The sequence below is a fragment of the Rahnella sp. PD4 genome, assembly GCF_049199325.1.
GTDB lineage: Bacteria > Pseudomonadota > Gammaproteobacteria > Enterobacterales > Enterobacteriaceae > Rahnella > Rahnella perminowiae.
This window is the reverse complement of the sequence record NZ_JBLZQF010000017.1, coordinates 17427-41835: the sequence shown is the minus strand read 5'-3', so window position 1 is coordinate 41835 and position 24409 is coordinate 17427. Positions and strand designations below refer to the sequence as shown.

The following is a 24409-nucleotide window of genomic DNA, read 5'->3' as shown; positions in this document are numbered from 1 at the left end:
AGTTCTACTTCCGTACAACTGACGTGACCGGTACTATCGAACTGCCAGAAGGCGTTGAGATGGTAATGCCTGGTGACAACGTGAACATGGTTGTTACGCTGATCCACCCAATCGCGATGGATGACGGTCTGCGTTTCGCAATCCGTGAAGGCGGCCGTACTGTAGGTGCTGGTGTTGTTGCTAAAGTTATCGCTTAATCGCTGATAGTTTATGCAAAATAAAAGGGTGCTTCGGCACCCTTTTTTTATATCATATATTTCCTCTCGTTATTTTTATCTATTAAAAATAGATCCTGCATATATTAACGCGGCGTATATTCTCAATCCCTCTCATTATTAAATAATTTAAATATACTTTTAATGTATCAAAGATGCTTTCATATACTTTATTTGAATTATTCACAAAAAATAATAATTGGTATGATTATTTTGATAATGGAAATTATCAGTCATTCTATTAATATTGGATATATAAATAAGGATTATTTATGAAGCTGAAATATATCGCCGCATTGGTGTCGTTGTCTCTCGTTTCTGCCTCAGCAATGGCAGAATTAAAAGCCAATGATGATACCAACCAGATTGAGGGCACCAATGGTGCCACTATGATGCGCACAACAGATAATGGTGCAACCTGGTTAGTATTTGGAACTACCACTGATGGAGAATCATACGGGGTAGGGAATAATTTCCCTGGCAGGGAAACGGTTGTTGTTGCGAATTTAGATTATAACGTTATCAATACCCCGAGCTATGATGCGGATAAGGCATACAGCACCCCTCAAACAAAAGTTCGCTACAATGGCTACTACTGGACAAACCAATGGTGGGCGAATCCGGGAGAAATTCCTGGCGAAAATTCAGTCTGGTTGAAAGGTGAGCCAACAAACCTTCAGTCTAATATTTTAGGGACTTACTATTTTACGCCATGGACTGGGGAAAAAGCACTGCAGTATCAGGCAGACACTAAGGCCAAAGTTGCCGCTCAGCGGAAAGTTATCGGGTATTTCCCTGAGTGGGGAGTTTACGAGGCTCATAACTACTTTACACCGGATAAGATTGCGACTGACCAGATTTCACATCTGAACTATGGTTTTGCTGTGATAAAGAATGGTGTCATTACGGCTCATGATACGGCTAAAGCGCCAGAGTTGATGAAAGAAATTGCGGATATCGCCAACTACCGCGGTATCACTAATATGTTATCAATAGGCGGGTGGGATAATTCACAAGAAGGTGTGTTCGAAGCGGCAACAGCAACCCAGGAAGGTACTGAACGTTTAGCGCAAAGTATTGTAGATTATGTGCTGAAATGGAAATTCCATGGCGTAGATATTGACTGGGAATATCCAGATAATGATCAGGAAAAAGCACAATTTACCAACCTGATTAAAGTTTTACGCAGCAAGCTCGATACTGCTGGTTTACAAAATGATATTTATTTCCAGTTATCGGCAGCCGTCACCACGAATCATAAGAATATAGAATTCATAAACCCTGCCGAAACTACGCCACTGTTGGATTCAGTAAACGTCATGGCCTATGACATACACGGCGCATTTGATCCTATCACCGGTCATAATGCTCCATTATATGCCAACCGCCAGGATGCTGATCCTAAACTCAATGTTTCCTCAGCAATGCAGGAATACGCCACCACCTGGCAGGTTCCGAAGAGTAAGCTGATGATGGGTATTCCTTATTATGGTCGTGCATGGGGTGATGTGGCAGCCACTGAAATCATCCCTGGTCTTCCAGGTCTGTTCGCAACGGGTTCTGCATCGATTCATGGTGCATGGGATGATGTCGGAGAATTTACCGGAACCAATCCATGGTATGTACTGAAAGATAAACTGGCCAATGCGGATTATGCCCGTTACTGGGATAGCGAATCTGGTGTGCCTTATCTTTATAATGCTAAAACAAAAGAATTTATCACCTATGATGATCCGCAGTCGGTTCAGGAGAAAGTAGATTACATTAATGCACAGGGCTTCGGTGGGGCAATAATATGGGATCTGAGTGGTGATACTTCATCACATGAATTAGGCGCCATTGTTAAAAGTGTTCTGTCTAAACCTGCTGATGAGCCGCATATTACAAACTTACATACCGGGCGTAACATTGCCGATGATAATGCGACTGTTACCGTCAAATGGGATATGGATCGCACGAGCTATAATAATAGAAGATTTGATTTTTTTGTTAAGAACACGGAAGGTAGAGTGTTGTTTTCAACAGGTTTAGGGAAAGGCCAGAATGCCCACAATTGTGGTGTAGCAGATACCGGTGGAGAAACCATCTCTCTCTGCATGCCGGTCGGCCTTGGTCTGGAACCAGCTTCACTGGTGAGTATTGTTGATGCTGAAGATGAAAGTAAAGTGTATGGGAGTTTCACTACGACTCAGGACATGCTAAATACTGCTGATATTCAGGATGTGCAAAAAACTTATTTTGATGAATGGCATGGCCAGTTAGCCTTCAACGTGGTACTTGATACGGAGCTTATGCAATCACGGCAATACCTGAATCTGGTTATTGACCATAAAGACAGCAATGGAAAAATTACCAGTTCGGAACTCTCAGGTTCATTTTATCTGATGGATAGGGTGAGTAAAAACGCAAGTAAATACAGCGACGCGTGGGGTGAATATGCTTTAAATCACCTTTATTCAACCTATGATTATGCGAGAGCAAAAGCAGGCGACGAGTTTTCATTTGTTCTTGCTGATGGAAGCACGTCAGGCGCAAAACGTCTGAAAGTGTTATCGCATCTGACGGTTACACCGGAAGTACTGAAAAAGTAATATTTCATTTTCATGAAATATGGATTTAAGAATAATGTAATAACATGAAGGTAAGGGCTGGCTTCCCGACGGGGACCGGCCCTTTTCTGCAAGTACGGTGACCAGAAATTTGTTGGCGATGAGATTTGCAATACTAACCATTCTCATTTACAGTTAGCTTAAGTTTTATGCGATGTGTGGTTTCTATGTACGTGTGTTTATGCAACAGTGTCAGTGATAAAACGATACGGCAGGTGGTTCGTCGTTATCAGCCTCAGACGTTTCAGCAACTCAGAAACTTTGTTCCTGTCGGTACGCAGTGCGGTAAGTGTGTACGTGTTGCGCGCCAGATAATGGAAGACGAATTACAGCAGATACCGCAGCTAGACAATATCGCCTGAAATACATCGCTAAAAAGTAGGTGTTTTCTTTGACTTACTCTGAACCGGATCTACGCTTTAGGTACCGGAACGGAGGAGTTACCTATGAAAGGCGATAAAAAAGTCATTGCTCACCTCAATAAACTTCTTGGAAATGAACTGGTTGCCATCAATCAGTATTTTTTGCATGCCCGCATGTTTAAGAACTGGGGGCTGATGCGCCTCAACGGTATCGAATATCACGAATCCATTGATGAAATGAAGCACGCCGATATCTATATTGAGCGGATCCTTTTCCTGGAAGGCATTCCTAACTTGCAGGATCTTGGCAAGCTCAATATCGGCGAAGATGTTGAGGAAATGCTGAAGTCTGATTTGCTGCTGGAACTTGAAGGGGCGAAAGACTTACGCGAAGGCATTGCCTATGCCGACTCGGTGCATGATTACGTCAGCCGCGATTTAATGATTACTATCCTTGCTGATGAAGAGCATCACATCGACTGGCTGGAAACTGAACTGGAACTCATCGGGCGTATTGGCATTCAGAATTACATCCAGTCTCAGCTGAAAGAAGAGTCGCAATAATCTCGGGTGTTTTAGCTAAACATCAGCCAGAGGGTTTTGCTTTCCTGGCTGATGTAAACCAGTGCGCCTGCCAGAGCCAGGCAGGGGCCGAAAGGTATTTGCCCCGGCAATTTGTAAAAAACCACACGGATCAGCGCGAACACAATGCCTGTCAGCGCGGCCAGAATGCACAAACAGGGTAACATCTGCCAGCCGACCCAGGCGCCTAGCGCCGCCAATAGTTTGAAATCACCATATCCCATCCCATCTTTGCCACTGACTAATTTGACTCCCCAGTATAAAGTCCACAGTGCAATATAGCCGGCAGCAGCACCATAGACTGAATCCTGAAGCGAAACATTGCCCGCTACGGAGTGAATGAGTAACCCTGCCCAGAGTAATGGCAGCGTCAGCCGGTCCGGAAGCAGGTAAGTGGCGAGGTCTATCAGGCTTAGCGCCAAAAGAAACCAGAACAATAGCAGTGCACTTACCAGGCTCACGGGGGTTACAAATAAGAAGGAGATGCCGAGAAACAGGGCTGCGCAAATGATTTCAGTGAAAGGGTATCTCTTTGAAATAGCGATACCACAATAATGACATCTTCCTCTTAACAGTAGCCAGCTCAGCAAGGGTATGTTTTGCCAGTATTTCAGTGAATGTTTACAGGCCGGACAGTGCGATGCCGGAAAACTCAGATTGAAGCGACTGCCGGCCGGTGCGCCGCTGTTTTGAATCATCAGCGTCAGGCGATAGACGACAACGTTTAAGAAGCTGCCCATCAGCAACCCTAATATGGCGACAGCGGTATGATAAAATCCGCCGTATAATGAAGTGATATGTGCCATGTGCTGCCATCCCTCGCTCATGTGAAATGCTTTGCTGCTTAGCGTAGTGTGAGTTGTGGAACACTTACGCTGCCTGTTTGCCCGGTCCCCGTCACTATCGTTATTGCCACGACCTGAATATCGTATTCCTGGCTGAGAACTTCAAGCCAGCGCAAAAGTTCGGCGTAAGAAATCTGCTCGTAGCTGAGGGTAATCCCCCGTTCGTCTGCGAGGAGCTGAGGCAATTGCAGGGATAAATGTGTCGCTGAGGTATTGATGGCTTCCGTCAGTTTATCTTTCTGGACCTTCCCTCCTGAAGGCGCGCCGAGCTGTTGTGTCTGCTGAACCATCCATTCAAGCTGGTGGTGTTGCGTGTTGATCCGTACCCGGGATTGGGCGATCCGGCTGTTGAGCGGGGTCAAAATGCCGTACCAGACACAAGCCACTGCCAATAGAAACGCGGCAATCAGTATTAGCCATCTTTCTCGTTTATCTTTAAGCATCAGCCACTGTTTCATGAATTACTCCGCTGAGTCAGCGTAGCGGTGATGCCCGCTGAAGACGTAGCTAAATTTGAAATAGCAAAGTGAAAATCGCTGTCTGTCCGTTCGACAAAATCATCAATCGCCGCCCGGTCATCAGTCGTCACCTGCAGGGTGAACTGCTTGGTCTTTTGCTGAAAATCTAATTTATCGATGGTAATTTGCGGGATCTCCTGCTGGTAAGCGGTGAGCTTCGCCAGTGCAGGAAGAAAGGCCGTGGGCGCCTTTTTGATATTTTGTTCAAAATAGAACTTTACATTACGGGTGTGCTTGTCCTGCGGAAACCAGGTCTGATGCAGTGCCAGCATCTCGTTTTTCAGTAACGATTCTTGCTGTGAAACCTGCCACCAGGTAAAAAGTTTGGCACTGATCATCACTATTACCGTGAATATCATCATGCTTGCTGCCACCCGTTGAAGATGCCGCCCCCAGGCGGGTTCCTCTTTACGCACGGCGAACTCTCCCTGCAGCAGGTTTACTGCAGATGAAGAATTATTTTTCATCATAATCAGGGGATGGAAAGGCAGGTCAGCGCGTACCCAGTCAGAAGAGATTTCTTGTTCCTCCCCGTAATAATATAAGGTTTCCGGCGTTGCAATTTTAAGCAGCGTATCGAGCAAGACCTGCTCAACCTGGCAGCCTGAGTATTCTGATTGTCGAAGGATCCAGTGCTCATCAAGCCTCATTATCGACCAGCCTTCTTCATGCCATGGCAGCAGCAAGGCATCAATATAAATGTGCTTTATTGTCAGTCCTGCATCGCTAAATCGCTGCAGACAATTTTTTAAATAATCTGCTTCAATACCCGCCACAAATAGTGTCTGCTCTTCACGATAAAGTTCCACCCAATGCAATGTGTCGATATCGCCGGCAATACTTTCCTCAGTCAGATAACCAATCATCTGGCGGGTAATTTTACTCGCGCGCTGAGGCAGTACGATCTGGCGAAAAATGACTTCACTGGCCGGGATGAACAGACAAACATTTTGTGCCGCAGGTTGTGTGGCGAGTGCTGATAAATGTCCTGTATCCGGCAGGCAATGAATATCTTCATCACATTCTGCCTGATCCGCGAACCAATAAACTGAGTGCTCTGGCGAAGTGCCAGCCCTGATAAATAGCCTGTTGGCCAGATGAAGTTGTTCCATTTACTCAATTACCCGATAGCGTCGCTGATAAATTGTGATTTTTGAATCCTTTGGATTGAATTGCACAAAACTGGTCATAGCATTTTGCTGTTCTTCAAACCGCCCTAGCGTATAGAGTACGAAGTACTGGCTGCGTACCGTCAGCAGAGGCTTTAATTGACTGCTTTGGATTTCCAGCGTAAATCGCTGTTTTTTTGCCTCTTTCAGAAAAGCGTCAACAGAAACCCAGCCTCTGCGTGGCCGCGCTGAAATTAATGCCATCGCGTCCTCCTGATTAATCCCTCCCAGAAATAAGGCGCTCAACAGGGGGGCCTGCTCTTCGGTCAGCGTATTGATGTTAATTTGCTGAGACTCTTCGGGGAGGATGCAAAGCTGTTGGCGGATCTGGTTGAGTGGCAGACGAGGAAGATCGGGGAGTAACGCCAGTTCATTCAGGGAAAAAAGACGTTGGTTAGCTGCAGCGCGGGGCATTGCCAGCGTTTCGTAATACCCGGATTCAGCACCGGAAGTTCGGGCTTCGTTATCGGCATCCAGATAATCGCTGAGAGTATCAACGAACCGTTCAGTTTCAACGGATGTTGCCTGCGCATTGAGAAGAAGCTGTTTCAGTACCTGCGTATTGTACGGTTCATCCTCTGACTTCGTATCAGGTGCGTTATTACGCAGACTGTTAAGGTTAAAACAGTTTTGTCCATCCGCAATAATATAGTCCACTGAAAACCCGTCCTGTCCGGTGAAGTTACCTTGCTGAACAGCAAATAGATCAAGACTGTTGCGGGTAGGATTTTCAATCATTTCATTTCGGAGTTGCGGCAAAGCAATTTCTTCGGCGGCAAAGGTTAGCCAGCGTAATTGCTGTTGATTGAGCAACCAGCTTTGGCGCTGATGGCTGACCTGAAATTGCAGCGTCATTTTTGCTGCCAATGCAGCCATAATGGCAAGGATCATTAAAACAATCAGTAGTGCTACACCTTGTTGCTTACTCATTAATGACGCTCTCCCCGTTTAAGGGCATCGGAGCGGCGGATTCCGTACCGCTTTGCTCCGGCGCTTTTTCCGCTGATTCAGTATTCATCTCCTCAATGGTTTGAGGCAGAAGAAATAACCGACGTATTTCTCCTATGTCGTCCAGCGTGACAACGAGTTCAATAACGTTGGGAAAAGCATTCTTGTTGTTCCAGTTATTGCTCCAGTTGCCGGTATAGAATCGCCAATGCAGAGAGTTCACACCTGTCAGCAGGGTAACGGCGGGAATCGGTGAAGAATCTTTCAGTGGCCGGGAAGGAAGAGATTGTGCACTTCGCGTTAGTGTGTGGTGGGTAAATGTCCAGGTAGCCTGGATAAGGTCACTGGCAGATAAGGGTGCTGAGGCAGAATAACTACCAATGGTAGTAAAACTTAATGACGTCTCAGAGGCGGATAAAAAAGCCTCTTTCTCAGCGATTTTCCGGGGCAATATCTGGGTGAGATCCCGTTCCATCAAAGAAAATGCTGTCTGAATCGCGGTCAGTCTTGCCGTGTGTTCTTGCGCCATTTCACTGTTTTTTACGGATGCGGAAAGGATCTGATAAGCCAGCAGGCTTAATAGTGCAAATATCGCCATCGCAATCATAACTTCAATCAGCGTGAACCCCTGTTGTTTGCCTACCGGCTGGCTGCTCATGGTTTTTTTGCCATTATCTGAGTCCAGCTGCTAACGGAAAGGAGCGGCGAACGTGTATCTTCAGCCTGAAAAACCTGTACCTGGTTCTGGCTAATTTTGTTGTTTTTATCTTGTGTGACTTGCTGTTCAACGAACCACTCCTGGCCGGCCAGTGCCACTTGTCCTTTTTCTTTTTTCGCAGATTTGATCTGTGCTTCTATCAGCGTATTTTCAGCAACCCAGCTGGCAAAGAGAGAAGTTTGCAGATGGTCTACAGCGCTCATTTGCGAACTCATACTGTTCAGTAACGCCAGCGCAGCCGTGGCAAAGATGCCAAGGGCAATGATCACTTCTATCAGGGTCATACCTTGCTGATTTTTAGCGTCAGGTGTTGAAGATATGCACATTATTTTTCAGACCTTCTGACATGTAATATCAGTGGCAGTCGTCCTTCAGAAATGATGCTGCAACAAGCCGGTTCCGATGCAGACGAAGTGAAACTGAGTTCAAATACTGAAAGTGTTCCGTCGGGCATAAAAACAATCTGTGGTGGACGGTTGATTGATTTATTGAGTGCGAACGGGCTGAGCGAAAGGGTTTCGTTTCCCGCTAATTCACCGCTGACAGGCATGCGGGAAGATTCAATCTCTTCCCACTGAGGCTCACGTGTTTGTGGTATTAACGGTAGCGTGCCACCTAAAACCACAAACCGATAAGCGCCGGCCGTTAAAGAAATCCCGAGCGGCTTTCCTTCCAACACGGCACGCTCAGAAGCATATTCCATCACTGTTTTCATTTGCTCAGCGCGTTGAATTTGTGAGTTGTCAGACGGTAAAACCATGATGACTACCCCTGCTGCAATAGCGAAAATAGCCAACACCATCAGTATTTCCAGCAGCGTAAAGCCGGATTGTTTGGCTGCGGACAAAGTTACTGATCCTTCTCAACCCAGTTCTTGATGTCATCCGCAGTGTTGGGCTCACTGTCAGGCCCGGCAGAAAAAACATCGATAGCCCCATGTTCACCCGGGCTGACTAACATGTATTCGTTGCCCCAGGGGTCAGCGGGTAAACGCTTTATATACCCGTCATTACGGTAATTGGTTGGTAATGGACTCAGGGTAGGTAAAGTGACAAGAGCTTCCAGAGTTTGTTCGGTTGTCGGATAGCGATGGTTATCCAGCTTATACATGTCGAGGGCGTTCTCGAGGGCGACGATATCGCTGACGGCTTTTTGTGTATCAGCCCGTTCTTTGTTGCCCATGACATTAGGAACAACGAGCGCCGCCAGCACGCCGAGAATGACGATAACCACCATCAGTTCGATTAATGTAAAACCTTGTTGCTTCTTAGGAATAACGGGATGATTTTTTTGAGTATTTAACATTGAGTTGTACCTTTAACTGACCAGATTATTAAGCTGGAGAATCGGTTGTAAAATCGACATGATGATGAACAAAACAATACTGGCCATCGTGACAATCAGCAGGGGTTCAAACAGTGCTAATACCATTGAAAGCCGGTGCTGCATCAGCTTGTCCTGATTGTCGGCCGCGTGTGCCATAAGCTCGCCAAGACGTCCGCTTTGCTCGCCGGAAGCAATCATGTAAAGCATCATGGGAGGGAAGAGACGGGTTTGTTCCAGAACAGCAAACAGCGAACTGCCCTGACGAACATGTTCTGCCGCCTGAGTAAGTAAATAGTGGATCCGCAGGTTAGTTATCCCTTCTGTTGAGATTTTCATCGCATCAAGTAAAGGAACACCGCTCGATTGCAAGATACTGAGAGTGCGGGCATATCGGGCACTATTGATGGCCCTGATCAGCGGCCCGACCACGACAACGCCAAGCAACATCGTATGAAAACGCATACGATTATTTTTACGGCGCAGAGCTAGCCTGAAGGTACCGATGCCAGCGATAACCACGATGGCAATCAGCCACCATTCACGTTCCAGGAAACCGCTGACACCGATTAAAATACGGGTGGTCACAGGCAGCGTATGTTTCATATGCACAAACTGCTCAATGATTTGCGGGACAACGGCAACCAGTAAAATGACGATCACCAGAATGGCAACCAGGGTGAGCATGGCCGGATAGATCATGGCTTGTGACAACTTGCTTTTGATCTGCTGGCGGATTTCATAATAATCCGCCATTTTCTCCAGTACGGTGCCGAGTTGACCCGTTCTTTCACCTGCGGTGACCAGAGTCCTGAACATCGGATCAAATATGCGAGGAAAATCAGATAACGCATCGGCAAGTGTATACCCTTCCACCACTTTGTTACGAACGGTGGTGAGCACTTGCGTCAGTCCGGCGTGCTCGGTTTGCCGGGCAATGACGGCAAGTGCGGCTTCTACGGGCAGGGCTGCATTGGTTAATGTGGCGAGCTGGCGCGAAAACAGTGAAACAGCATGTGAGGGGACACGCGTTTTCAATCCCTTACTTTTACTATTTCCAGCTATCAGCGGGTTGCCAACCGGCTTTATTTCAAGAAGTGTTAAACCCCGCTCACGCACAATCTGACGCGCCAGACGCAGAGAATCAGCGTCAATGACTCCCCGCTGCGTTTTGCCCGTCGGGGAGGTAGCATGAAAGGCGAAGCGACTCATGAGATTGTTCCCTGTGTCGCTATCTCTTGTTCAGCAGTAACTCTGATCACTTCTTCCAGTGTAGTCTCGCCGCTGATGGCTTTAAGCAGGCCATTTTCCCGCAAGCTTCGGGCGGTTTTGCGATGAATATTCTCAATGGAAAATTCATCCTGATTCTCATGAATTGCCTGACGTATAGCGTTATCAACCACCATACATTCGTGGATGGCGGCCCTGCCTTTATAGCCTGTGAAATGGCAATGAGAACATCCTACAGCTTTAAAAACAGAGGAGGGTGGCTCAGGCAGAAAGTGGAATAAAGGAAGGTGAGACTCCTCTAACGGGAACGGCCGTGCACAATGCGGACACAGACGTCGCACAAGTCGCTGAGCTACTACACCTAATAACGAAGAGGCGAGAAGGAAAGGCTCCAGACCCATATCCCGTAAGCGGGTGATGGCACCGACGGCACTATTCGTATGCAAGGTTGACATCACCAGATGGCCGGTCAGTGAAGCTTGTACCGCGATTTGAGCTGTTTCATTATCGCGGATCTCACCGACCATGACGACATCCGGGTCCTGACGCAAAATCGCCCGCAAACCGAGAGCAAATGTCATATCGACGCGGGGGTTAACTTGTGTTTGCCCCACACCTTCCAGTTCATACTCAATCGGGTCTTCGACGGTGAGAATGTTACGCTCGTTATTGTTGAGGGCCGAGAGAACGGCGTACAGGGTCGTGCTTTTACCTGAGCCAGTCGGCCCGGTGACCAGAATAATCCCGTGAGGTTTATGGATTAATGCCGACAGCTGTTGTTCATCCTGCCTAGACAGACCCAGTTGTGAAATATCGAGGCATAAATTATTTTTATCCAGAAGACGCATCACGACACGTTCACCATATTGAGCAGGAATGGTCGATACGCGGATATCGATCGCCCGGTGACCAATACGTAGCGAAATACGCCCATCCTGAGGTAAACGTTTTTCGGCGATGTCCAGTTTTGCCATCACCTTGATACGCGATACCAGAAAAGGCGCCAGCTTGCGGGCAGGTTGCAGGATTTGCCGTAATACACCGTCGATACGAAACCGGATACTGAGCATGCGTTCGAAGGTTTCGATATGAATATCCGAAGCGCCCTCTTTGACGGCTTCAGAAAGCACTGCATTAATCAGGCGGATGATCGGCGAATTCTCATCACTGGCCAGCAGATCTTCGTTATCCGGTAATTCCTCAGACAAAGACAGAAGATCGACCTCGTTATCAATATCATCAATAATTTGTTGCGATTCGCCGCTGCTACGCTGATAGGTTGCGGATAACTTTTCATCGAACAGCGTAGTTTCCACTATTTCGACTGACGTTATTTCCCCCATAACCCGACGTGCCTCGAGCAGGGTTTCCACTGAAATGTCCTGACGGCAAAAAAGCACGTCATTAAGCCGCGTGACGCCTTTTTGTTTGGCATAAGCATAAGGCAGAACAGGAACTGATTGTTCTACAGCGGATTTTTGTGACAATTCGTTATCCTTGTTCATGGCTTATCCACTAAACGGATTACGAGGTTTGCCGGTATTAGGCGTGGCCGGTATGGCGGTTTTTGGCGCTTTATTCTCAGGGTAGTCAGGCAAAACAGAACGAGTATTGGGTGTGAGCAGATCTTCATGATCTTCAGCCTGACGTGTTTTCTGAAGCTTTTGAAAATGCGAATATTTCTTATTGGAAAGGGAAGAGTAAACTTCATCATCGCGAATAATGGTCGGCCTGATAAATACCATCAGATTACGTTTTGCTGATTCAGTGCTGGTGTAGCGGAACAAATTGCCTACCCATGGGATATCACCCAACAGCGGCACTTTGGATTTGGTTTCTTTGGTGCTGTCATCCAGTAAGCCGCCCAGAACCACAGTTTCACCCGTACGAACCAGCACGGCATTAGAAATGGTTCGGGTATTGAAGGTGGGGCCAAGAGTCGAGTTAGTTGAAGTATCAACGCTGGAAACTTCCTGTTCGATGTCCATCAGGACAGAGTCACCTTCATTGATCTGCGGTGTGACCTTTAATTTTGTGCCGACGGTTTTGTAAACCACACTGCTATAAATGTTATCGCCAGACGTGGTTTGTGAGCCGGAAAGGGAAGGGACTTCCTGACCGACATTGAATGAGGCTTCTTTATTATCAAGGGTGACAATGCTTGGCGTGGCAAGAATATCGTTTTTATTACTGGTAGATAACGCAGTGAGTAAGACGTTCCAGTCACCGCTAAAGAAGCCTGCGGTCATGCCATTGAAGGTCTGCAAAGTGCTGCTCAGAGGGTTATCGCTGCTGATAACGCCTTCTTTTTTGTACTGACGTACTCCGGGTGCAACGGTCGATATTGGCGCGCCTGTACCGGTAAATTGTGTTCCACCAACCTGGTTGTTACTCCACTGGATACCCAAATTGAGCCCGTTACCATCCTGTACTTCAACAATAATGGCCTCGACTAGCACCTGTGCCCGGCGGATATCAAGCTTGGTGATGACCTGCTCAAGTGACTGCATCACATCTTGCTGAGCAGTAATAACGATGGAGTTGGTTTGCTCATCAGCCGTGATGCTCATAGGTTTGTTAGAGGCTGCCGAAGTCTGAGCAGTTTTGCCTTCTTTCATCTCCTGAGTAATGCCTGTCAGAACGGGAACGATCTTTTCCGCTTTGGCATATTTCAGATAGAAAACACGGGTGTTGCCCTGAGAAGACTGGTCTTTATCCAGCTGATTAACCAGTTTTGCTGCGCGGCTTCGTACGCTCTCTGGCCCGCTGACAATGAGCGTGTTGGTTCTTTCATCGGCGACAATTTTGGCTTGTAATATGGATGATGATTGTCCTTTTGATTCTTCACGAACCAGGTTGTTCATCATCTCAGCCATTTCGGGAGCAGAAGCATATTTTAGTTTGATGGTTTGTCTTTGCTGGTTGCCCATCGCGTCAACGCGTTCGACCAGATTAATGAGCCGGTTGACCACCGATGCCCGGCCAGTCAGAAGCAAAACATTGGAGGGTTCGTAATGAACAACATTCCCTACGCCTGTACTGTCATTCATCTGGCGAAGCAAAGGCGCCAGTTCTCTGACCGGCACGTTAACAAGCGTAATGACGCGGGTAACAATTTCATCTCCCTTACCGGGACTGTTTTTATCCGCGACGGGAACACCAGACATTTTGGCATTCGCTGAACGTACGACCTTCAGTAGCCCGTTATCCATGGGGATCACCGCAAAACCATAGATATCCAGCACACTTAGGAAAAATTGATAGTATTGTTCTTCATTCAAGACATCATAACTTCTGACAGAAACAGTCCCCTGCACGGAAGGATCGATAAGAATAGTTTTATTCAGATTTTTGCTTACCGTATCAATAAACTCTTTAATATCCGTGCCCTTAAAACTCGCAGTAAATTCTTCCGCATGTACAATTCCTGGAAGGGTAGCAAATAATATGCATGCCTTTACTAAGAGAGGGTTAATGAACTTCTTCATGACTTTCAGTATCCAACGATGTTTCGATAGTGGCTAAATTTATATAGATATTCTGAAGTTGGCTTTCTCTCAGAACGGTAAGTTGTACATCCCTCAGGCTTGCCAGTTGTTCAATGTATTTATCTGCTGTTGCGGTGTCGTCAAGAGGTTGTCCGTTTATTTTAATGACGACCTCACCGGGAATAAGTCCCGCTCTAAGATAAATATTACTGTTCGTTCTGGGGTTAAATCTATAACCTGTAAGTTTCTCATCTTTATATATGGGGTTGGCAACTAAATAATGCATTAAGTATTTTGCATGTTCTTTGTTAGCCTTCTCTTTTTCTGGTTTAAGATGTTTATTTTCCCGAGATTTATCATTGAGGTATAAAATCGCTATTCCCCTGGGAGTTCGTATTTGAACTTCATCTGCTTTTACCGACTCCAAGTAAGCATTTTCCACATCAGCGAGCTTTTCGCCTTCACGATAACTTTGTTGACCTGACGGCCCCTGGAGGATAGCCAGTGAGCGCCGGGTGTCAGTACTTGTCAGAACGCCCTTAAGGAGTAAGGGGAGTTTCACGCTCACGGCGGGTGGCGGAGTTGCCTCTTTAATCGCTGATTTTTTGGGTTTCTCAAAGAGTGTGCCCGGTATATTTACAAGCGTTTTGGCCTCACCGGAGGTCTTGGGTATGCTCTTAATGCTTTCCCGGCTATTTAGTACAGTAACAGCGATTATTGAGCAACAAATCATTATGCAGGTGAATGTTATGAGAATAAACATTCCGATCTTCAATGATATCTTCGGCCAATGTCCTTTATTCCAGGCGGCATACATGTGTTGGATCATTCCTTTGTGCTTTCATTATTCCAGTGGGTTACTTATTAAGCTATATTATACGTAGAAAAACATTGATTCACATTAATACATGTTCAATATGAATGAGGTTGTGATTCTTGATTTTCAGATTTATTCCTCTTTCGGTTTTTTTTATTTAAAAACATTCATTGAATGTATAAATGGTTATGGACATTGGTATGTACTGTGATTACTTTAAATTCATCACCTCTCCTTTTGAGGATGGTAATTATTTCAATAATATACGTTTATTAGCCGCCCAGGATTTCATTCTGCAGAAGCTCAATCTGGGAGGTGTCGCGATACTCAGTGGTAATAAAGGCGTTGGCAAAACACGACTGGCGCATGAGATTGCCCGAAGGAGCCAGCGCAGGGTATTACATTTAAGTGCGGCTTCCTTGAACGGAGCAGACAGCGAGAGTTTGGGGCAATTGCTAGCTTGTTGTTTTCAGTTGAAAAAATGGCGCGCATTACCGCCCTCGATTGTAACCATGCGAATCGCAGAATCCTTTGAGCATCATGGAAATATCACAGAGCCATGGCTGGTTGTCGTTGATAATGCTGAAAACCTCACGGCAGAAAGTTATGAATTTTTACGGACATTCAAAGCGTATCCGCAATCTCTGCGCGTCTCGTTCCTGTTAGTAGAAGAACATAAGGGAGGCGCAGGCAGCAGGCGGCATAAGAAGGGGCTACCCCATGCGGTTTATTCACTTTCTCCGATGAATTTCGCAGAAACATCGGATTATCTGTCCCAAAGATTGCAAGCAGCCGGAGGGGAAGGGGGCATTTTTAACAAAGCGGCCATTGAATTGTTGCAGAGTGCTTCTGGTGGGAGGTTCCAGCTTATTAATGCGCTGGCAGCAGATTCACTTAACAGCGCATATGCAGAAAAAACGCAGTCAGTCACTTACCGGCAAATGAAAGTTTGTGTCGAAACCCGGGGGCTCTCTCCTGGCAAAAAGAAATGTCTCACGCTACTCATCGCGTGTTACATGCTTTTTGGCGGTGTGTTGGGATGGACTTATTTCAGTTATGCAAAGCCATACCTTCCGCTGACGTTGACGCTTTCCGAAAGACTTCATGAAATCCCTGCAGCGGCCAAGACACTGAATGATGTTGGCAGTAATGAGCGTAATGGCATGCGCCAGCTCTTTAAGGTATGGGGCTATGATGTGCCGACTGATGATGCGTTCTGTGATCAGGCCGTGCGTGCACAGCTCACGTGTAAAAAGGGTAAGGCGACATTAGAGGCTTTAGTGCAGGAAGGCATCCCATGGGTGAGTCCGATTACAACAGATAAGCAGTCCGTCTACGTTACCGTTGTGAAGGTCACGGATGAGACGTTAGATATTCTTATTAAAGATGAAACGTGGACAGTTCAGCGCAGCTGGTTTAACGAAGTCTGGGGCGGCGAATATATCCAACTATTCCCGCAGACTCCAAGTGGTAAAAACACCATCAACAATACGAGTTCGGAAGCTGATACCGCCTGGCTGGATATGACGTTGAGTAAAATCCTGAACCAGCCATTCAGCAAAACGGGTCGGTGGGACAAGGATTTGATTGAGAAGATTAAATTATTCCAGCAACGGGAAGATCTTGTTGTTGATGGAAGGGTAGGCAAAGGCACCCTGATGCAAATCGCTAAACGTACCGGCAACATGCCAGTACTGCTTACAAAAGAAGAGCTTTAAAATAAAAATGCAAAATATTCATTTATCGGCTTACACAAGCCATTTAAACAAACAAAAGGTGAAGGTGACGGTCCATCGTCCGCTCAGAAAAAACGTGTATTGCCTGATGCTAAGTAGCCTATGTTTGTTGGCTGGCGCGGTGGCCGGGACTTATCTTCATATAAGTTACCTTAACTGGCAAAGCCACCGTATAGAAATCAGTGAAGATTCCCCTCTTCCTTATCATCAATCTCCGTTGCATTACATTTATAAGAACAAAGCACTGCCTGCTGTTAGCCAGACTGCCTATACAGATGACAACGCAAATGCGGAGGAAGAACTGCCTGAAGAAACTTCATCTATGGAGACTGAGTCTCAGGAAGGGGCGCCGCCAGATGAAAGTGATGAGAGTCAAATCATCAAGTTAGAGGAGGGAAGCCCTGACATGCCCTTACAAGAATGGCTGAAAAAAGCAATGCAGGAGCAGCAGCAAGAAGAGAAGAGCGCAAAATAAAAGCATTTTCTTTATAGTTCAGATTGCTTCTTGCGGGTGTTTAAGTATAATGCGCGGGCTTACCTAATCTTGGTAGGTCTGATTCAATGAGAATCAGATGGCCGATAAGTTTACTTGCCGGTCAACAATACTCCCGATATGGGGGTTATGTGAAGAACGATTACACTCTCCCATCAATCGAAATGGGTTTGAGGAGTAATTATTTACGTTTAAAATAATTGGAGCTCTGGTCTCATGCAGAACCAAAGAATCCGTATCCGCCTGAAAGCGTTTGATCATCGTCTGATCGATCAATCAACTGCGGAAATCGTTGAGACTGCGAAGCGCACTGGTGCGCAAGTTCGTGGTCCAATCCCGCTGCCGACCCGCAAAGAGCGCTTTACCATCCTGATTTCTCCGCACGTCAATAAAGATGCGCGCGATCAGTATGAAATTCGCACTCACAAGCGTCTGGTTGACATCGTTGAGCCAACCGAGAAAACCGTTGATGCTCTGATGCGTCTGGATCTGGCTGCTGGTGTAGACGTGCAGATCAGCCTGGGTTAATCAGGGTCATTGAGCGATTGAGAGGTTGAAACAATGATTGGTTTAGTCGGTAAGAAAGTGGGTATGACTCGTATCTTCACTGAAGATGGCGTTTCTATCCCTGTAACCGTTATCGAAATTGAAGCAAACCGCGTTACTCAGGTCAAAGACCTGGACAACGACGGTTACCGCGCTGTACAGGTTACTACTGGTAGCAAAAAAGCTAACCGTGTAACCAAACCAGAAGCGGGTCACTTCGCTAAAGCTGGCGTAGAAGCTGGCCGCGGTCTGTGGGAATTCCGCCTTGCAGAAGGTGAAGAATTTACTGCAGGTCAGAACATTAGCGTTGAAATTTTCGCAGACGTTAAGAAAGTTGATGTTACCGGTACTTCTAAAGGTAAAGGTTTTGCTGGCACAGTTAAGCGCTGGAATTTCCGTACCCAAGACGCTACCCATGGTAACTCCTTGTCTCACCGTGTTCCGGGTTCTATCGGTCAGAACCAGACTCCGGGCAAAGTGTTCAAAGGCAAGAAAATGGCAGGCCAACTGGGTAACGAGCGTGTAACCGTTCAAAGCCTGGACGTAGTACGTGTTGACGCTGAGCGCAACCTGCTGCTGGTCAAGGGTGCTGTTCCGGGTGCTACCGGTGGCAACCTGATCGTTAAACCTGCTGTTAAGGCTTAACGTCGAGGAGATAGGAATGGAATTAGTAGTGAAAGACGCGCAGAGCGCGCTGACTGTTTCCGAAACTACCTTCGGGCGTGATTTCAATGAAGCGCTGGTACACCAGGTCGTTGTTGCTTATGCAGCAGGTGCCCGTCAAGGTACTCGCGCTCAGAAGACCCGTGCTGAAGTAACCGGTTCCGGTAAAAAACCTTGGCGTCAGAAAGGTACTGGCCGTGCGCGTTCAGGTTCTGTTAAGAGCCCGATCTGGCGTTCCGGTGGTGTAACCTTCGCTGCAAAGCCACAGGACCACAGTCAAAAAGTAAATAAAAAGATGTACCGCGGCGCGCTGAAAAGCATTCTGTCCGAACTGGTACGTCAAGATCGTTTGATCGTTGTCGAGACGTTCTCTGTAGAAGCGCCTAAAACTAAGCTGCTGGCACAGAAACTGAAAGACATGGCTCTGGAAGACGTGCTGATTGTAACTGGCGAAGTCGACGAGAATCTGTTCCTGGCCGCACGTAACCTGTACAAGGTTGACGTTCGCGATGTAGCAGGTATCGATCCAGTAAGCCTGATCGCCTTCGACAAAGTAGTTATGACTGCTGACGCTGTGAAGCAAGTTGAGGAGATGCTGGCATGATTCGTGAAGAACGTCTGCTGAAAGTGCTGCGCGCGCCGCACGTTTCTGAAAAAGCGTCTACTGCGATGGAAAAGAACAACACCATCGTTCTCAAAGTTGCCAAAGACGCGACTAAAGCGGAAATCAAAGCTGCGGTTTCGAAACTGTTTGAAGTCGAAGTCGAAGATGTGAACACTTTGCTGGTTAAAGGCAAAGTTAAACGTCACGGTCAGCGTGTTGGTCGTCGTAGCGACTGGAAAAAAGCTTACGTAACCCTGAAAGAAGGCCAGAATCTGGACTTCATCAGCGGCGCTGAGTAAGTCGGAGGAGTAAGAACAATGGCAATTGTTAAATGTAAACCTACATCTCCGGGTCGTCGCCACGTTGTTAAAGTGGTTAACCCTGAGCTGCACAAGGGTAAACCTTATGCTCCGCTGCTTGAAAAACTGAGCAAAAGCGGTGGCCGTAACAACAATGGCCGTATCACCACCCGTCATATCGGTGGTGGCCACAAACAGCATTATCGTCTGGTTGACTTCAAACGCAACAAAGATGGTATCGCTGCAGTGGTTGAGCGTCTGGAGTACGATCCGAACCGTTCCGCGAATATCGCGCTGGTTCTGTACAAAGACGGCGAACGCCGTTACATCCTGGCGCCGAAAGGCCTGAAAGTGGGTGACCAGATCCAATCTGGTGTTGATGCTGCAATCAAGACAGGTAACACTCTGCCTATGCGCAACATCCCAGTAGGTTCAACGGTTCATAACGTAGAAATGAAACCAGGTAAAGGCGGCCAGATGGCTCGTTCAGCCGGTGCCTACGTTCAGATCGTTGCTCGTGACGGTTCCTACGTAACTCTGCGTCTGCGCTCTGGCGAAATGCGTAAAGTTCAGATTGATTGCCGCGCCACCTTAGGTGAAGTCGGTAACTCTGAACACATGCTTCGCGTTCTGGGTAAAGCAGGTGCTGCTCGTTGGCGTGGTATTCGTCCTACCGTTCGCGGTACTGCGATGAACCCAGTCGATCACCCACACGGTGGTGGTGAAGGTCGTAACTTTGGTAAGCACCCGGTAACTCCGTGGGGCGTTCAAACCAAAGGTAAGAAGACCCGTAGCAACAAGCGTACTGATAAATTCATTGTACGTCGCCGTAGCAAAAAATAATTAGAGGATAAGCCATGCCACGTTCTCTCAAGAAAGGTCCTTTTATTGACCTGCACTTGCTGAAGAAGGTAGAGAAAGCGGTGGAAAGCGGTGACAAGAAGCCTTTGCGCACTTGGTCCCGTCGTTCAACGATCTTTCCTAACATGATCGGTTTGACCATCGCTGTCCATAATGGTCGTCAGCACGTACCAGTATTTGTTTCCGATGAAATGGTCGGTCACAAACTGGGTGAATTCGCGCCGACTCGTACTTATCGCGGCCATGCGGCTGATAAAAAAGCTAAAAAGCGCTAAGGTAGGAGGAAGAGATGGAAACTATCGCTAAACATCGCCACGCTCGTTCTTCTGCTCAGAAGGTTCGCCTTGTTGCTGACCTGATTCGCGGTAAGAAAGTGTCGCAAGCTCTGGAAACTCTGGCCTACACCAACAAGAAAGCTGCTGGTCTGGTTAAGAAGGTGCTGGAGTCTGCCATTGCTAACGCAGAACACAACGATGGCGCTGACATCGATGATCTGAAAGTCACGAAGATTTTCGTAGACGAAGGCCCAAGCATGAAGCGCATTATGCCGCGTGCTAAAGGTCGTGCAGATCGCATTCTGAAGCGCACCAGCCACATTACTGTGGTTGTGTCCGATCGCTGAGACTCTGGAGACTAGCAATGGGTCAGAAAGTACATCCTAATGGTATTCGACTGGGTATTGTCAAACCTTGGAACTCTACTTGGTATGCAAATACCAAAGATTTCGCTGACAACCTGGACGGCGACTTTAAAGTTCGTCAATTCCTGACTAAGGAATTGGCGAAAGCTTCCGTTTCTCGCATCGTTATCGAGCGTCCGGCGAAGAGCATCCGTGTGACTATCCACACTGCTCGTCCTGGCATCGTTATCGGCAAGAAAGGCGAAGATGTCGAAAAACTGCGTAAGGTCGTAGCGGATATCGCTGGCGTTCCTGCGCAGATTAACATCGCCGAAGTCCGTAAACCGGAACTGGACGCAAAATTGGTTGCTGACAGCATCACTTCACAGCTGGAACGTCGCGTTATGTTCCGTCGTGCTATGAAGCGTGCAGTACAGAACGCAATGCGTCTTGGCGCTAAAGGTATCAAAGTTGAAGTAAGCGGCCGCCTTGGCGGTGCTGAAATCGCGCGTACTGAATGGTACCGTGAAGGTCGTGTTCCGTTGCACACTCTGCGTGCGGATATCGATTACAACACATCTGAAGCGCACACCACTTACGGTGTAATCGGCGTTAAGGTATGGATCTTCAAAGGTGAGATCCTGGGTGGTATGGCTGCAGTTGAACAACCGGAACCGGCTGCTCAACCTAAAAAGCAGCAGCGTAAAGGCCGCAAGTAAGGAGAGTCGCTGATGTTACAACCAAAGCGTACAAAATTCCGTAAGGTGCACAAGGGCCGCAACCGTGGTCTTGCGCAAGGTACGGATGTGAGCTTCGGCACTTACGGTCTGAAAGCTGTTGGCCGTGGTCGTCTGACTGCTCGTCAAATTGAAGCAGCACGTCGTGCGATGACCCGTGCAGTTAAGCGTCAAGGTAAGATCTGGATCCGAGTATTCCCGGACAAACCGATCACCGAGAAACCGCTCGAAGTTCGTATGGGTAAAGGTAAAGGCAACGTAGAGTATTGGGTTGCTTTGATCCAGCCTGGTAAAGTCCTGTACGAAATGGACGGTGTGCCTGAAGAGCTGGCTCGTGAAGCCTTCCAGCTGGCAGCAGCCAAACTGCCTATCAAAACCACCTTTGTAACTAAGACGGTGATGTAATGAAAGCACAAGAGCTGCGCGAAAAAAGCGTGGAAGAGCTGAACACTGAGTTGCTGAACCTTTTGCGTGAGCAGTTTAACCTGCGCATGCAAACGGCAAGCGGTCAGTTGCAGCAAACACACCTGTTGAAACAAGTGCGTCGTGATGTTGCACGTGTGAAAACTTTACTGACTGAAAAGGCGGGTGCGTAATGACTGACAAGATCCGTACTCTGCAGGGTCGTGTAATCAGTAACAAAATGGAAAAATCCATTGTTGTTGCGATTGAACGCGTGGTGAAACACCCGATCTACGGTAAGTTCATCAAACGTACGACTAAATTGCACGTACATGACGAGAACAATGAATGTGGTATCGGCGACGTTGTGGAAATCAGCGAATGCCGTCCACTGTCTAAGACTAAGTCTTGGACCTTGGTTCGCGTTGTAGAGAAAGCGATTCTGTAATACAGTAGCGCCTCTCAAAAATAGATAAACGGCTCATGTACGTGGGCCGTTTATTTTTTCTACCCATAATCGGGAACCGGTGTTATAATGCCGCGCCCTCATATTGTGGGGATTTCTTAATGACCTATCCTGGGTCCTAAAGTTGTAGTTGACATTAGCGGAGCACTAACATGATCCAAGAACAGACTATGCTGACCGTGGCCGACAACTCCGGTGCACGTCGCGTAATGTGTATCAAGGTTCTAGGTGGCTCGCACCGTCGCTACGCAGGCGTCGGCGACATCATCAAAATTACCATCAAGGAAGCAATTCCTCGCGGTAAGGTGAAGAAAGGCGATGTGCTGAAGGCGGTAGTGGTGCGCACCAAGAAGGGTGTTCGTCGCCCGGACGGTTCTGTCATTCGCTTCGATGGTAATGCATGCGTTATTTTAAACAATAACAGCGAGCAGCCAATCGGCACGCGTATTTTTGGGCCGGTAACTCGTGAACTGCGTAATGAGAAGTTCATGAAAATTATCTCTCTGGCACCAGAAGTACTCTAAGGAGCGAACCATGGCAGCGAAAATCCGTCGTGATGACGAAGTTATCCTGCTTACCGGTAAAGATAAAGGTAAGCGCGGTAAAGTAAAAAATGTCCTGTCTTCTGGCAAGGTCATTGTTGAAGGTATCAACCTGGTTAAGAAACATCAGAAGCCTGTACCGGCCCTGAATCAACCAGGCGGCATCGTTGAAAAAGAAGCTGCAATTCCGGTTTCTAACGTTGCTCTCTTCAACACGGCTACTGGCAAGGCGGACCGTGTAGGCTTTAGATTCGAAGACGGCAAAAAAGTCCGTTTCTTCAAATCTAACAGCGAAACTATCAAGTAATTTGGAGTAGTACGATGGCGAAACTGCATGATTACTACAAAGACGATGTCGTAAAAAAACTCATGACTGAGTTTGGTTACAATTCTGTCATGCAAGTCCCTCGGGTCGAGAAGATCACCCTGAACATGGGTGTTGGTGAAGCGATCGCTGACAAGAAACTGCTGGATAACGCAGCAGCTGACCTGGCAGCAATCTCCGGTCAAAAGCCGTTGATCACCAAAGCACGCAAATCAGTTGCAGGCTTCAAAATTCGTCAGGGCTATCCGATCGGCTGTAAAGTAACCCTCCGCGGCGAACGCATGTGGGAGTTCTTTGAGCGTCTGGTCTCCATTGCTGTTCCACGTATTCGTGACTTCCGCGGCTTGTCTGCTAAGTCTTTCGATGGTCGTGGTAACTACAGCATGGGCGTGCGTGAACAGATCATCTTCCCGGAAATCGATTATGATAAAGTCGATCGCGTTCGTGGTTTAGATATTACTATCACCACTACTGCGAAATCCGATGATGAAGGCCGTGCATTGCTGACAGCCTTTAACTTCCCGTTCCGCAAGTAAGGCAGGGTTACTAATGGCTAAGCAATCCATGAAAGCACGCGAAGTCGTTCGCGTAAAACTGGCTGATAAATACCGCGCTAAACGCGAGGAATTGAAAGCTATTATCTCTGGTGTGAACTCATCCGACGAAGATCGTTGGGATGCAGTTCTTAAGCTGCAGTCTCTGCCGCGTGATTCCAGCCCGTCTCGTCAGCGTAACCGCTGCCGTCAAACTGGTCGTCCGCATGCTTTCCTGCGGAAGTTCGGGTTGAGCCGTATTAAGGTCCGTGAAGCCGCTATGCGCGGTGAAATTCCGGGTCTTAAGAAGGCTAGCTGGTAATTGTCACCAATTGAATCACGGGAGTAAAGACAGATGAGCATGCAAGATCCGATCGCGGATATGCTGACCCGTATCCGTAACGGTCAAGCCGCGAACAAAGTTGCGGTCACCATGCCTTCCTCCAAGCTGAAAGTGGCTATTGCCAACGTGCTGAAGGAAGAAGGCTACATTGAAGAATTTAAAATCGAAGGCGACGCCAAACCTGAACTGGAATTAGTACTGAAGTACTTCCAGGGTAAGGCAGTGGTAGAAAGCATTCAACGTATCAGCCGTCCAGGCCTGCGCATCTATAAGAAAAAAGATGAGCTGCCAAAAGTTATGGCCGGTATGGGTATCGCTGTTATTTCTACCTCTAAAGGTGTTATGACTGATCGTGCAGCTCGCCAAGCTGGTCTTGGTGGCGAGATTATCTGCTACGTAGCTTAATTGGGAGGAAA

Annotated in this window: 33 protein-coding genes and 1 pseudogene; 22 read left to right on the top strand and 12 right to left on the bottom strand. The window is 47.3% G+C overall.

All coding sequences use genetic code 11. The features are described from left to right. From tuf to bfr, 4 genes and pseudogenes are all read left to right on the top strand, one after another. A pseudogene (tuf, locus tag ACOZIO_RS24655) lies at window positions 1-197 on the top strand (elongation factor Tu); the annotation flags it as partial. A 290-nt stretch (window positions 198-487) separates the two neighbouring features. After that, on the top strand, window positions 488-2806 hold the full coding sequence (locus tag ACOZIO_RS24650; protein ID WP_129955629.1) for a glycosyl hydrolase family 18 protein: 2319 nt from the start codon (window positions 488-490) through the stop codon (window positions 2804-2806). A 185-nt stretch (window positions 2807-2991) separates the two neighbouring features. Next, window positions 2992-3186, top strand: coding sequence for a bacterioferritin-associated ferredoxin (gene bfd / locus ACOZIO_RS24645; RefSeq protein ID WP_129992326.1), 195 nt, complete (start codon window positions 2992-2994; stop codon window positions 3184-3186). Between the two features lie 84 nt (window positions 3187-3270). Further along, complete coding sequence (gene bfr, locus ACOZIO_RS24640; protein ID WP_129955631.1) at window positions 3271-3750, top strand: bacterioferritin; 480 nt, start codon at window positions 3271-3273, stop codon at window positions 3748-3750. 11 nt (window positions 3751-3761) lie between these two features. Here bfr and ACOZIO_RS24635 read toward each other — a convergent pair whose 3' ends face one another. The 12 genes from ACOZIO_RS24635 to gspC are packed head-to-tail and all read right to left on the bottom strand — an operon-like array spanning window position 3762 to window position 14824. Next, window positions 3762-4574 carry a prepilin peptidase gene (locus ACOZIO_RS24635; RefSeq protein WP_421595859.1) on the bottom strand — a complete coding sequence of 271 codons (813 nt, stop codon included), beginning with the start codon at window positions 4572-4574 and terminating at the stop codon, window positions 3762-3764. A gap of 38 nt (window positions 4575-4612) precedes the next feature. After that, the gene (gene gspM, locus ACOZIO_RS24630; protein WP_421595858.1) at window positions 4613-5071 is read right to left on the bottom strand and encodes a type II secretion system protein GspM; all 459 of its coding nucleotides are present in this window, start codon (window positions 5069-5071) and stop codon (window positions 4613-4615) included. Continuing rightward, the gene (gspL, locus tag ACOZIO_RS24625; protein WP_421595857.1) at window positions 5068-6243 is read right to left on the bottom strand and encodes a type II secretion system protein GspL; all 1176 of its coding nucleotides are present in this window, start codon (window positions 6241-6243) and stop codon (window positions 5068-5070) included. The genes gspM and gspL overlap by 4 nt, the downstream gene beginning before the upstream one ends. After that, a complete protein-coding gene (gene gspK / locus ACOZIO_RS24620) occupies window positions 6244-7230 on the bottom strand; it encodes a type II secretion system minor pseudopilin GspK (RefSeq protein ID WP_129955635.1) in 987 nt (328 codons plus the stop codon). Further along, complete coding sequence (gene gspJ / locus ACOZIO_RS24615; RefSeq protein ID WP_421595856.1) at window positions 7223-7906, bottom strand: type II secretion system minor pseudopilin GspJ; 684 nt, start codon at window positions 7904-7906, stop codon at window positions 7223-7225. The genes gspK and gspJ overlap by 8 nt, the downstream gene beginning before the upstream one ends. Further along, window positions 7903-8292, bottom strand: coding sequence for a type II secretion system minor pseudopilin GspI (gene gspI / locus ACOZIO_RS24610; RefSeq protein WP_129955637.1), 390 nt, complete (start codon window positions 8290-8292; stop codon window positions 7903-7905). Before gspI ends, gspJ begins: the two co-directional genes overlap by 4 nt. Then, window positions 8292-8813, bottom strand: coding sequence for a type II secretion system minor pseudopilin GspH (gene gspH / locus ACOZIO_RS24605; protein WP_217233191.1), 522 nt, complete (start codon window positions 8811-8813; stop codon window positions 8292-8294). Before gspH ends, gspI begins: the two co-directional genes overlap by 1 nt. Window positions 8814-8815: 2 nt before the next feature. Beyond that, window positions 8816-9271, bottom strand: coding sequence for a type II secretion system major pseudopilin GspG (gspG, locus tag ACOZIO_RS24600; RefSeq protein WP_129955639.1), 456 nt, complete (start codon window positions 9269-9271; stop codon window positions 8816-8818). Between the two features lie 12 nt (window positions 9272-9283). Next, window positions 9284-10501 (bottom strand): type II secretion system inner membrane protein GspF, encoded by a 1218-nt coding sequence (gspF, locus tag ACOZIO_RS24595; protein ID WP_421595855.1) that lies wholly within the window; start codon window positions 10499-10501, stop codon window positions 9284-9286. Further along, complete coding sequence (gspE, locus tag ACOZIO_RS24590; protein ID WP_421595854.1) at window positions 10498-12024, bottom strand: type II secretion system ATPase GspE; 1527 nt, start codon at window positions 12022-12024, stop codon at window positions 10498-10500. The genes gspF and gspE overlap by 4 nt, the downstream gene beginning before the upstream one ends. 3 nt (window positions 12025-12027) lie before the next feature. Next, window positions 12028-14007 carry a type II secretion system secretin GspD gene (gene gspD / locus ACOZIO_RS24585; protein WP_421595853.1) on the bottom strand — a complete coding sequence of 660 codons (1980 nt, stop codon included), beginning with the start codon at window positions 14005-14007 and terminating at the stop codon, window positions 12028-12030. After that, window positions 13991-14824 (bottom strand): type II secretion system protein GspC, encoded by an 834-nt coding sequence (gene gspC, locus ACOZIO_RS24580; RefSeq protein ID WP_129955643.1) that lies wholly within the window; start codon window positions 14822-14824, stop codon window positions 13991-13993. Before gspC ends, gspD begins: the two co-directional genes overlap by 17 nt. Window positions 14825-15006: 182 nt before the next feature. Between gspC and ACOZIO_RS24575 the strand changes: the two genes are divergently transcribed. The 18 genes from ACOZIO_RS24575 to rpsH all read left to right on the top strand — a co-directional run bounded on the left by ACOZIO_RS24575 (window position 15007) and on the right by rpsH (window position 24398). After that, window positions 15007-16542, top strand: coding sequence for an AAA family ATPase (locus ACOZIO_RS24575; protein ID WP_421595852.1), 1536 nt, complete (start codon window positions 15007-15009; stop codon window positions 16540-16542). A 7-nt stretch (window positions 16543-16549) separates the two neighbouring features. Beyond that, window positions 16550-17035 (top strand): hypothetical protein, encoded by a 486-nt coding sequence (locus ACOZIO_RS24570; RefSeq protein ID WP_129992333.1) that lies wholly within the window; start codon window positions 16550-16552, stop codon window positions 17033-17035. A gap of 234 nt (window positions 17036-17269) precedes the next feature. Next, entirely contained in the window at window positions 17270-17581 is a 312-nt protein-coding gene (gene rpsJ, locus ACOZIO_RS24565; protein ID WP_009639175.1) for a 30S ribosomal protein S10, read from the top strand. 33 nt (window positions 17582-17614) lie between these two features. Then, window positions 17615-18244 carry a 50S ribosomal protein L3 gene (gene rplC, locus ACOZIO_RS24560; RefSeq protein WP_013573687.1) on the top strand — a complete coding sequence of 210 codons (630 nt, stop codon included), beginning with the start codon at window positions 17615-17617 and terminating at the stop codon, window positions 18242-18244. 16 nt (window positions 18245-18260) lie between these two features. Then, entirely contained in the window at window positions 18261-18866 is a 606-nt protein-coding gene (rplD, locus tag ACOZIO_RS24555) for a 50S ribosomal protein L4 (RefSeq protein WP_013573688.1), read from the top strand. Next, window positions 18863-19165: a 50S ribosomal protein L23 gene (gene rplW / locus ACOZIO_RS24550; protein ID WP_013573689.1), complete on the top strand. Its 303-nt coding sequence runs from the start codon at window positions 18863-18865 to the stop codon at window positions 19163-19165. Before rplD ends, rplW begins: the two co-directional genes overlap by 4 nt. An 18-nt stretch (window positions 19166-19183) precedes the next feature. Further along, entirely contained in the window at window positions 19184-20008 is an 825-nt protein-coding gene (gene rplB, locus ACOZIO_RS24545; protein ID WP_112288137.1) for a 50S ribosomal protein L2, read from the top strand. Between the two features lie 14 nt (window positions 20009-20022). Then, a complete protein-coding gene (rpsS, locus tag ACOZIO_RS24540; protein WP_004929772.1) occupies window positions 20023-20301 on the top strand; it encodes a 30S ribosomal protein S19 in 279 nt (92 codons plus the stop codon). A 14-nt stretch (window positions 20302-20315) separates the two neighbouring features. After that, a complete protein-coding gene (gene rplV / locus ACOZIO_RS24535) occupies window positions 20316-20648 on the top strand; it encodes a 50S ribosomal protein L22 (RefSeq protein ID WP_004391423.1) in 333 nt (110 codons plus the stop codon). A gap of 17 nt (window positions 20649-20665) precedes the next feature. After that, window positions 20666-21364 carry a 30S ribosomal protein S3 gene (rpsC, locus tag ACOZIO_RS24530; RefSeq protein ID WP_013573691.1) on the top strand — a complete coding sequence of 233 codons (699 nt, stop codon included), beginning with the start codon at window positions 20666-20668 and terminating at the stop codon, window positions 21362-21364. 12 nt (window positions 21365-21376) lie between these two features. Further along, on the top strand, window positions 21377-21787 hold the full coding sequence (gene rplP, locus ACOZIO_RS24525; protein ID WP_009639183.1) for a 50S ribosomal protein L16: 411 nt from the start codon (window positions 21377-21379) through the stop codon (window positions 21785-21787). Continuing rightward, entirely contained in the window at window positions 21787-21978 is a 192-nt protein-coding gene (gene rpmC, locus ACOZIO_RS24520) for a 50S ribosomal protein L29 (RefSeq protein ID WP_013573692.1), read from the top strand. Before rplP ends, rpmC begins: the two co-directional genes overlap by 1 nt. Beyond that, window positions 21978-22232 carry a 30S ribosomal protein S17 gene (gene rpsQ, locus ACOZIO_RS24515; RefSeq protein WP_013573693.1) on the top strand — a complete coding sequence of 85 codons (255 nt, stop codon included), beginning with the start codon at window positions 21978-21980 and terminating at the stop codon, window positions 22230-22232. Before rpmC ends, rpsQ begins: the two co-directional genes overlap by 1 nt. A 170-nt stretch (window positions 22233-22402) precedes the next feature. Beyond that, on the top strand, window positions 22403-22774 hold the full coding sequence (gene rplN, locus ACOZIO_RS24510; protein WP_008457164.1) for a 50S ribosomal protein L14: 372 nt from the start codon (window positions 22403-22405) through the stop codon (window positions 22772-22774). A 10-nt stretch (window positions 22775-22784) separates the two neighbouring features. Further along, a complete protein-coding gene (gene rplX / locus ACOZIO_RS24505; protein ID WP_095923752.1) occupies window positions 22785-23099 on the top strand; it encodes a 50S ribosomal protein L24 in 315 nt (104 codons plus the stop codon). A gap of 14 nt (window positions 23100-23113) precedes the next feature. After that, window positions 23114-23653 (top strand): 50S ribosomal protein L5, encoded by a 540-nt coding sequence (gene rplE, locus ACOZIO_RS24500; protein WP_129955647.1) that lies wholly within the window; start codon window positions 23114-23116, stop codon window positions 23651-23653. A 13-nt stretch (window positions 23654-23666) separates the two neighbouring features. Further along, complete coding sequence (gene rpsN, locus ACOZIO_RS24495) at window positions 23667-23972, top strand: 30S ribosomal protein S14 (protein ID WP_013573696.1); 306 nt, start codon at window positions 23667-23669, stop codon at window positions 23970-23972. Between the two features lie 33 nt (window positions 23973-24005). Continuing rightward, a complete protein-coding gene (gene rpsH, locus ACOZIO_RS24490) occupies window positions 24006-24398 on the top strand; it encodes a 30S ribosomal protein S8 (protein ID WP_013573697.1) in 393 nt (130 codons plus the stop codon). The last annotated feature ends 11 nt before the right edge of the window (window positions 24399-24409 follow it).

Bases quoted from the DNA above. Each gene is read 5' to 3' on its own strand.
- rplV (WP_004391423.1), top strand. From the start codon at position 20,316: ATGGAAACTATCGCTAAACATCGCCACGCTCGTTCTTCTGCTCAGAAG.
- rplN (WP_008457164.1), top strand. From the start codon at position 22,403: ATGATCCAAGAACAGACTATGCTGACCGTGGCCGACAACTCCGGTGCA.
- gspK (WP_129955635.1), bottom strand. From the start codon at position 7,230: ATGAGTAAGCAACAAGGTGTAGCACTACTGATTGTTTTAATGATCCTT.
- rplW (WP_013573689.1), top strand. From the start codon at position 18,863: ATGATTCGTGAAGAACGTCTGCTGAAAGTGCTGCGCGCGCCGCACGTT.
- rpsC (WP_013573691.1), top strand. From the start codon at position 20,666: ATGGGTCAGAAAGTACATCCTAATGGTATTCGACTGGGTATTGTCAAA.
- gspE (WP_421595854.1), bottom strand. From the start codon at position 12,024: ATGAACAAGGATAACGAATTGTCACAAAAATCCGCTGTAGAACAATCA.
- rpmC (WP_013573692.1), top strand. From the start codon at position 21,787: ATGAAAGCACAAGAGCTGCGCGAAAAAAGCGTGGAAGAGCTGAACACT.
- gspI (WP_129955637.1), bottom strand. From the start codon at position 8,292: ATGTGCATATCTTCAACACCTGACGCTAAAAATCAGCAAGGTATGACC.
- rpsH (WP_013573697.1), top strand. From the start codon at position 24,006: ATGAGCATGCAAGATCCGATCGCGGATATGCTGACCCGTATCCGTAAC.
- gspD (WP_421595853.1), bottom strand. From the start codon at position 14,007: ATGAAGAAGTTCATTAACCCTCTCTTAGTAAAGGCATGCATATTATTT.
- ACOZIO_RS24570 (WP_129992333.1), top strand. From the start codon at position 16,550: ATGCAAAATATTCATTTATCGGCTTACACAAGCCATTTAAACAAACAA.
- gspM (WP_421595858.1), bottom strand. From the start codon at position 5,071: ATGAAACAGTGGCTGATGCTTAAAGATAAACGAGAAAGATGGCTAATA.
- gspF (WP_421595855.1), bottom strand. From the start codon at position 10,501: ATGAGTCGCTTCGCCTTTCATGCTACCTCCCCGACGGGCAAAACGCAG.
- rplX (WP_095923752.1), top strand. From the start codon at position 22,785: ATGGCAGCGAAAATCCGTCGTGATGACGAAGTTATCCTGCTTACCGGT.
- gspL (WP_421595857.1), bottom strand. From the start codon at position 6,243: ATGGAACAACTTCATCTGGCCAACAGGCTATTTATCAGGGCTGGCACT.
- ACOZIO_RS24575 (WP_421595852.1), top strand. From the start codon at position 15,007: ATGGTTATGGACATTGGTATGTACTGTGATTACTTTAAATTCATCACC.
- rpsN (WP_013573696.1), top strand. From the start codon at position 23,667: ATGGCTAAGCAATCCATGAAAGCACGCGAAGTCGTTCGCGTAAAACTG.
- ACOZIO_RS24650 (WP_129955629.1), top strand. From the start codon at position 488: ATGAAGCTGAAATATATCGCCGCATTGGTGTCGTTGTCTCTCGTTTCT.
- gspC (WP_129955643.1), bottom strand. From the start codon at position 14,824: ATGTATGCCGCCTGGAATAAAGGACATTGGCCGAAGATATCATTGAAG.
- rpsS (WP_004929772.1), top strand. From the start codon at position 20,023: ATGCCACGTTCTCTCAAGAAAGGTCCTTTTATTGACCTGCACTTGCTG.
- rplB (WP_112288137.1), top strand. From the start codon at position 19,184: ATGGCAATTGTTAAATGTAAACCTACATCTCCGGGTCGTCGCCACGTT.
- rpsQ (WP_013573693.1), top strand. From the start codon at position 21,978: ATGACTGACAAGATCCGTACTCTGCAGGGTCGTGTAATCAGTAACAAA.
- rplD (WP_013573688.1), top strand. From the start codon at position 18,261: ATGGAATTAGTAGTGAAAGACGCGCAGAGCGCGCTGACTGTTTCCGAA.
- gspG (WP_129955639.1), bottom strand. From the start codon at position 9,271: ATGTTAAATACTCAAAAAAATCATCCCGTTATTCCTAAGAAGCAACAA.
- bfr (WP_129955631.1), top strand. From the start codon at position 3,271: ATGAAAGGCGATAAAAAAGTCATTGCTCACCTCAATAAACTTCTTGGA.
- rpsJ (WP_009639175.1), top strand. From the start codon at position 17,270: ATGCAGAACCAAAGAATCCGTATCCGCCTGAAAGCGTTTGATCATCGT.
- rplP (WP_009639183.1), top strand. From the start codon at position 21,377: ATGTTACAACCAAAGCGTACAAAATTCCGTAAGGTGCACAAGGGCCGC.
- bfd (WP_129992326.1), top strand. From the start codon at position 2,992: ATGTACGTGTGTTTATGCAACAGTGTCAGTGATAAAACGATACGGCAG.
- rplC (WP_013573687.1), top strand. From the start codon at position 17,615: ATGATTGGTTTAGTCGGTAAGAAAGTGGGTATGACTCGTATCTTCACT.
- gspJ (WP_421595856.1), bottom strand. From the start codon at position 7,906: ATGAGCAGCCAGCCGGTAGGCAAACAACAGGGGTTCACGCTGATTGAA.
- ACOZIO_RS24635 (WP_421595859.1), bottom strand. From the start codon at position 4,574: ATGGCACATATCACTTCATTATACGGCGGATTTTATCATACCGCTGTC.
- rplE (WP_129955647.1), top strand. From the start codon at position 23,114: ATGGCGAAACTGCATGATTACTACAAAGACGATGTCGTAAAAAAACTC.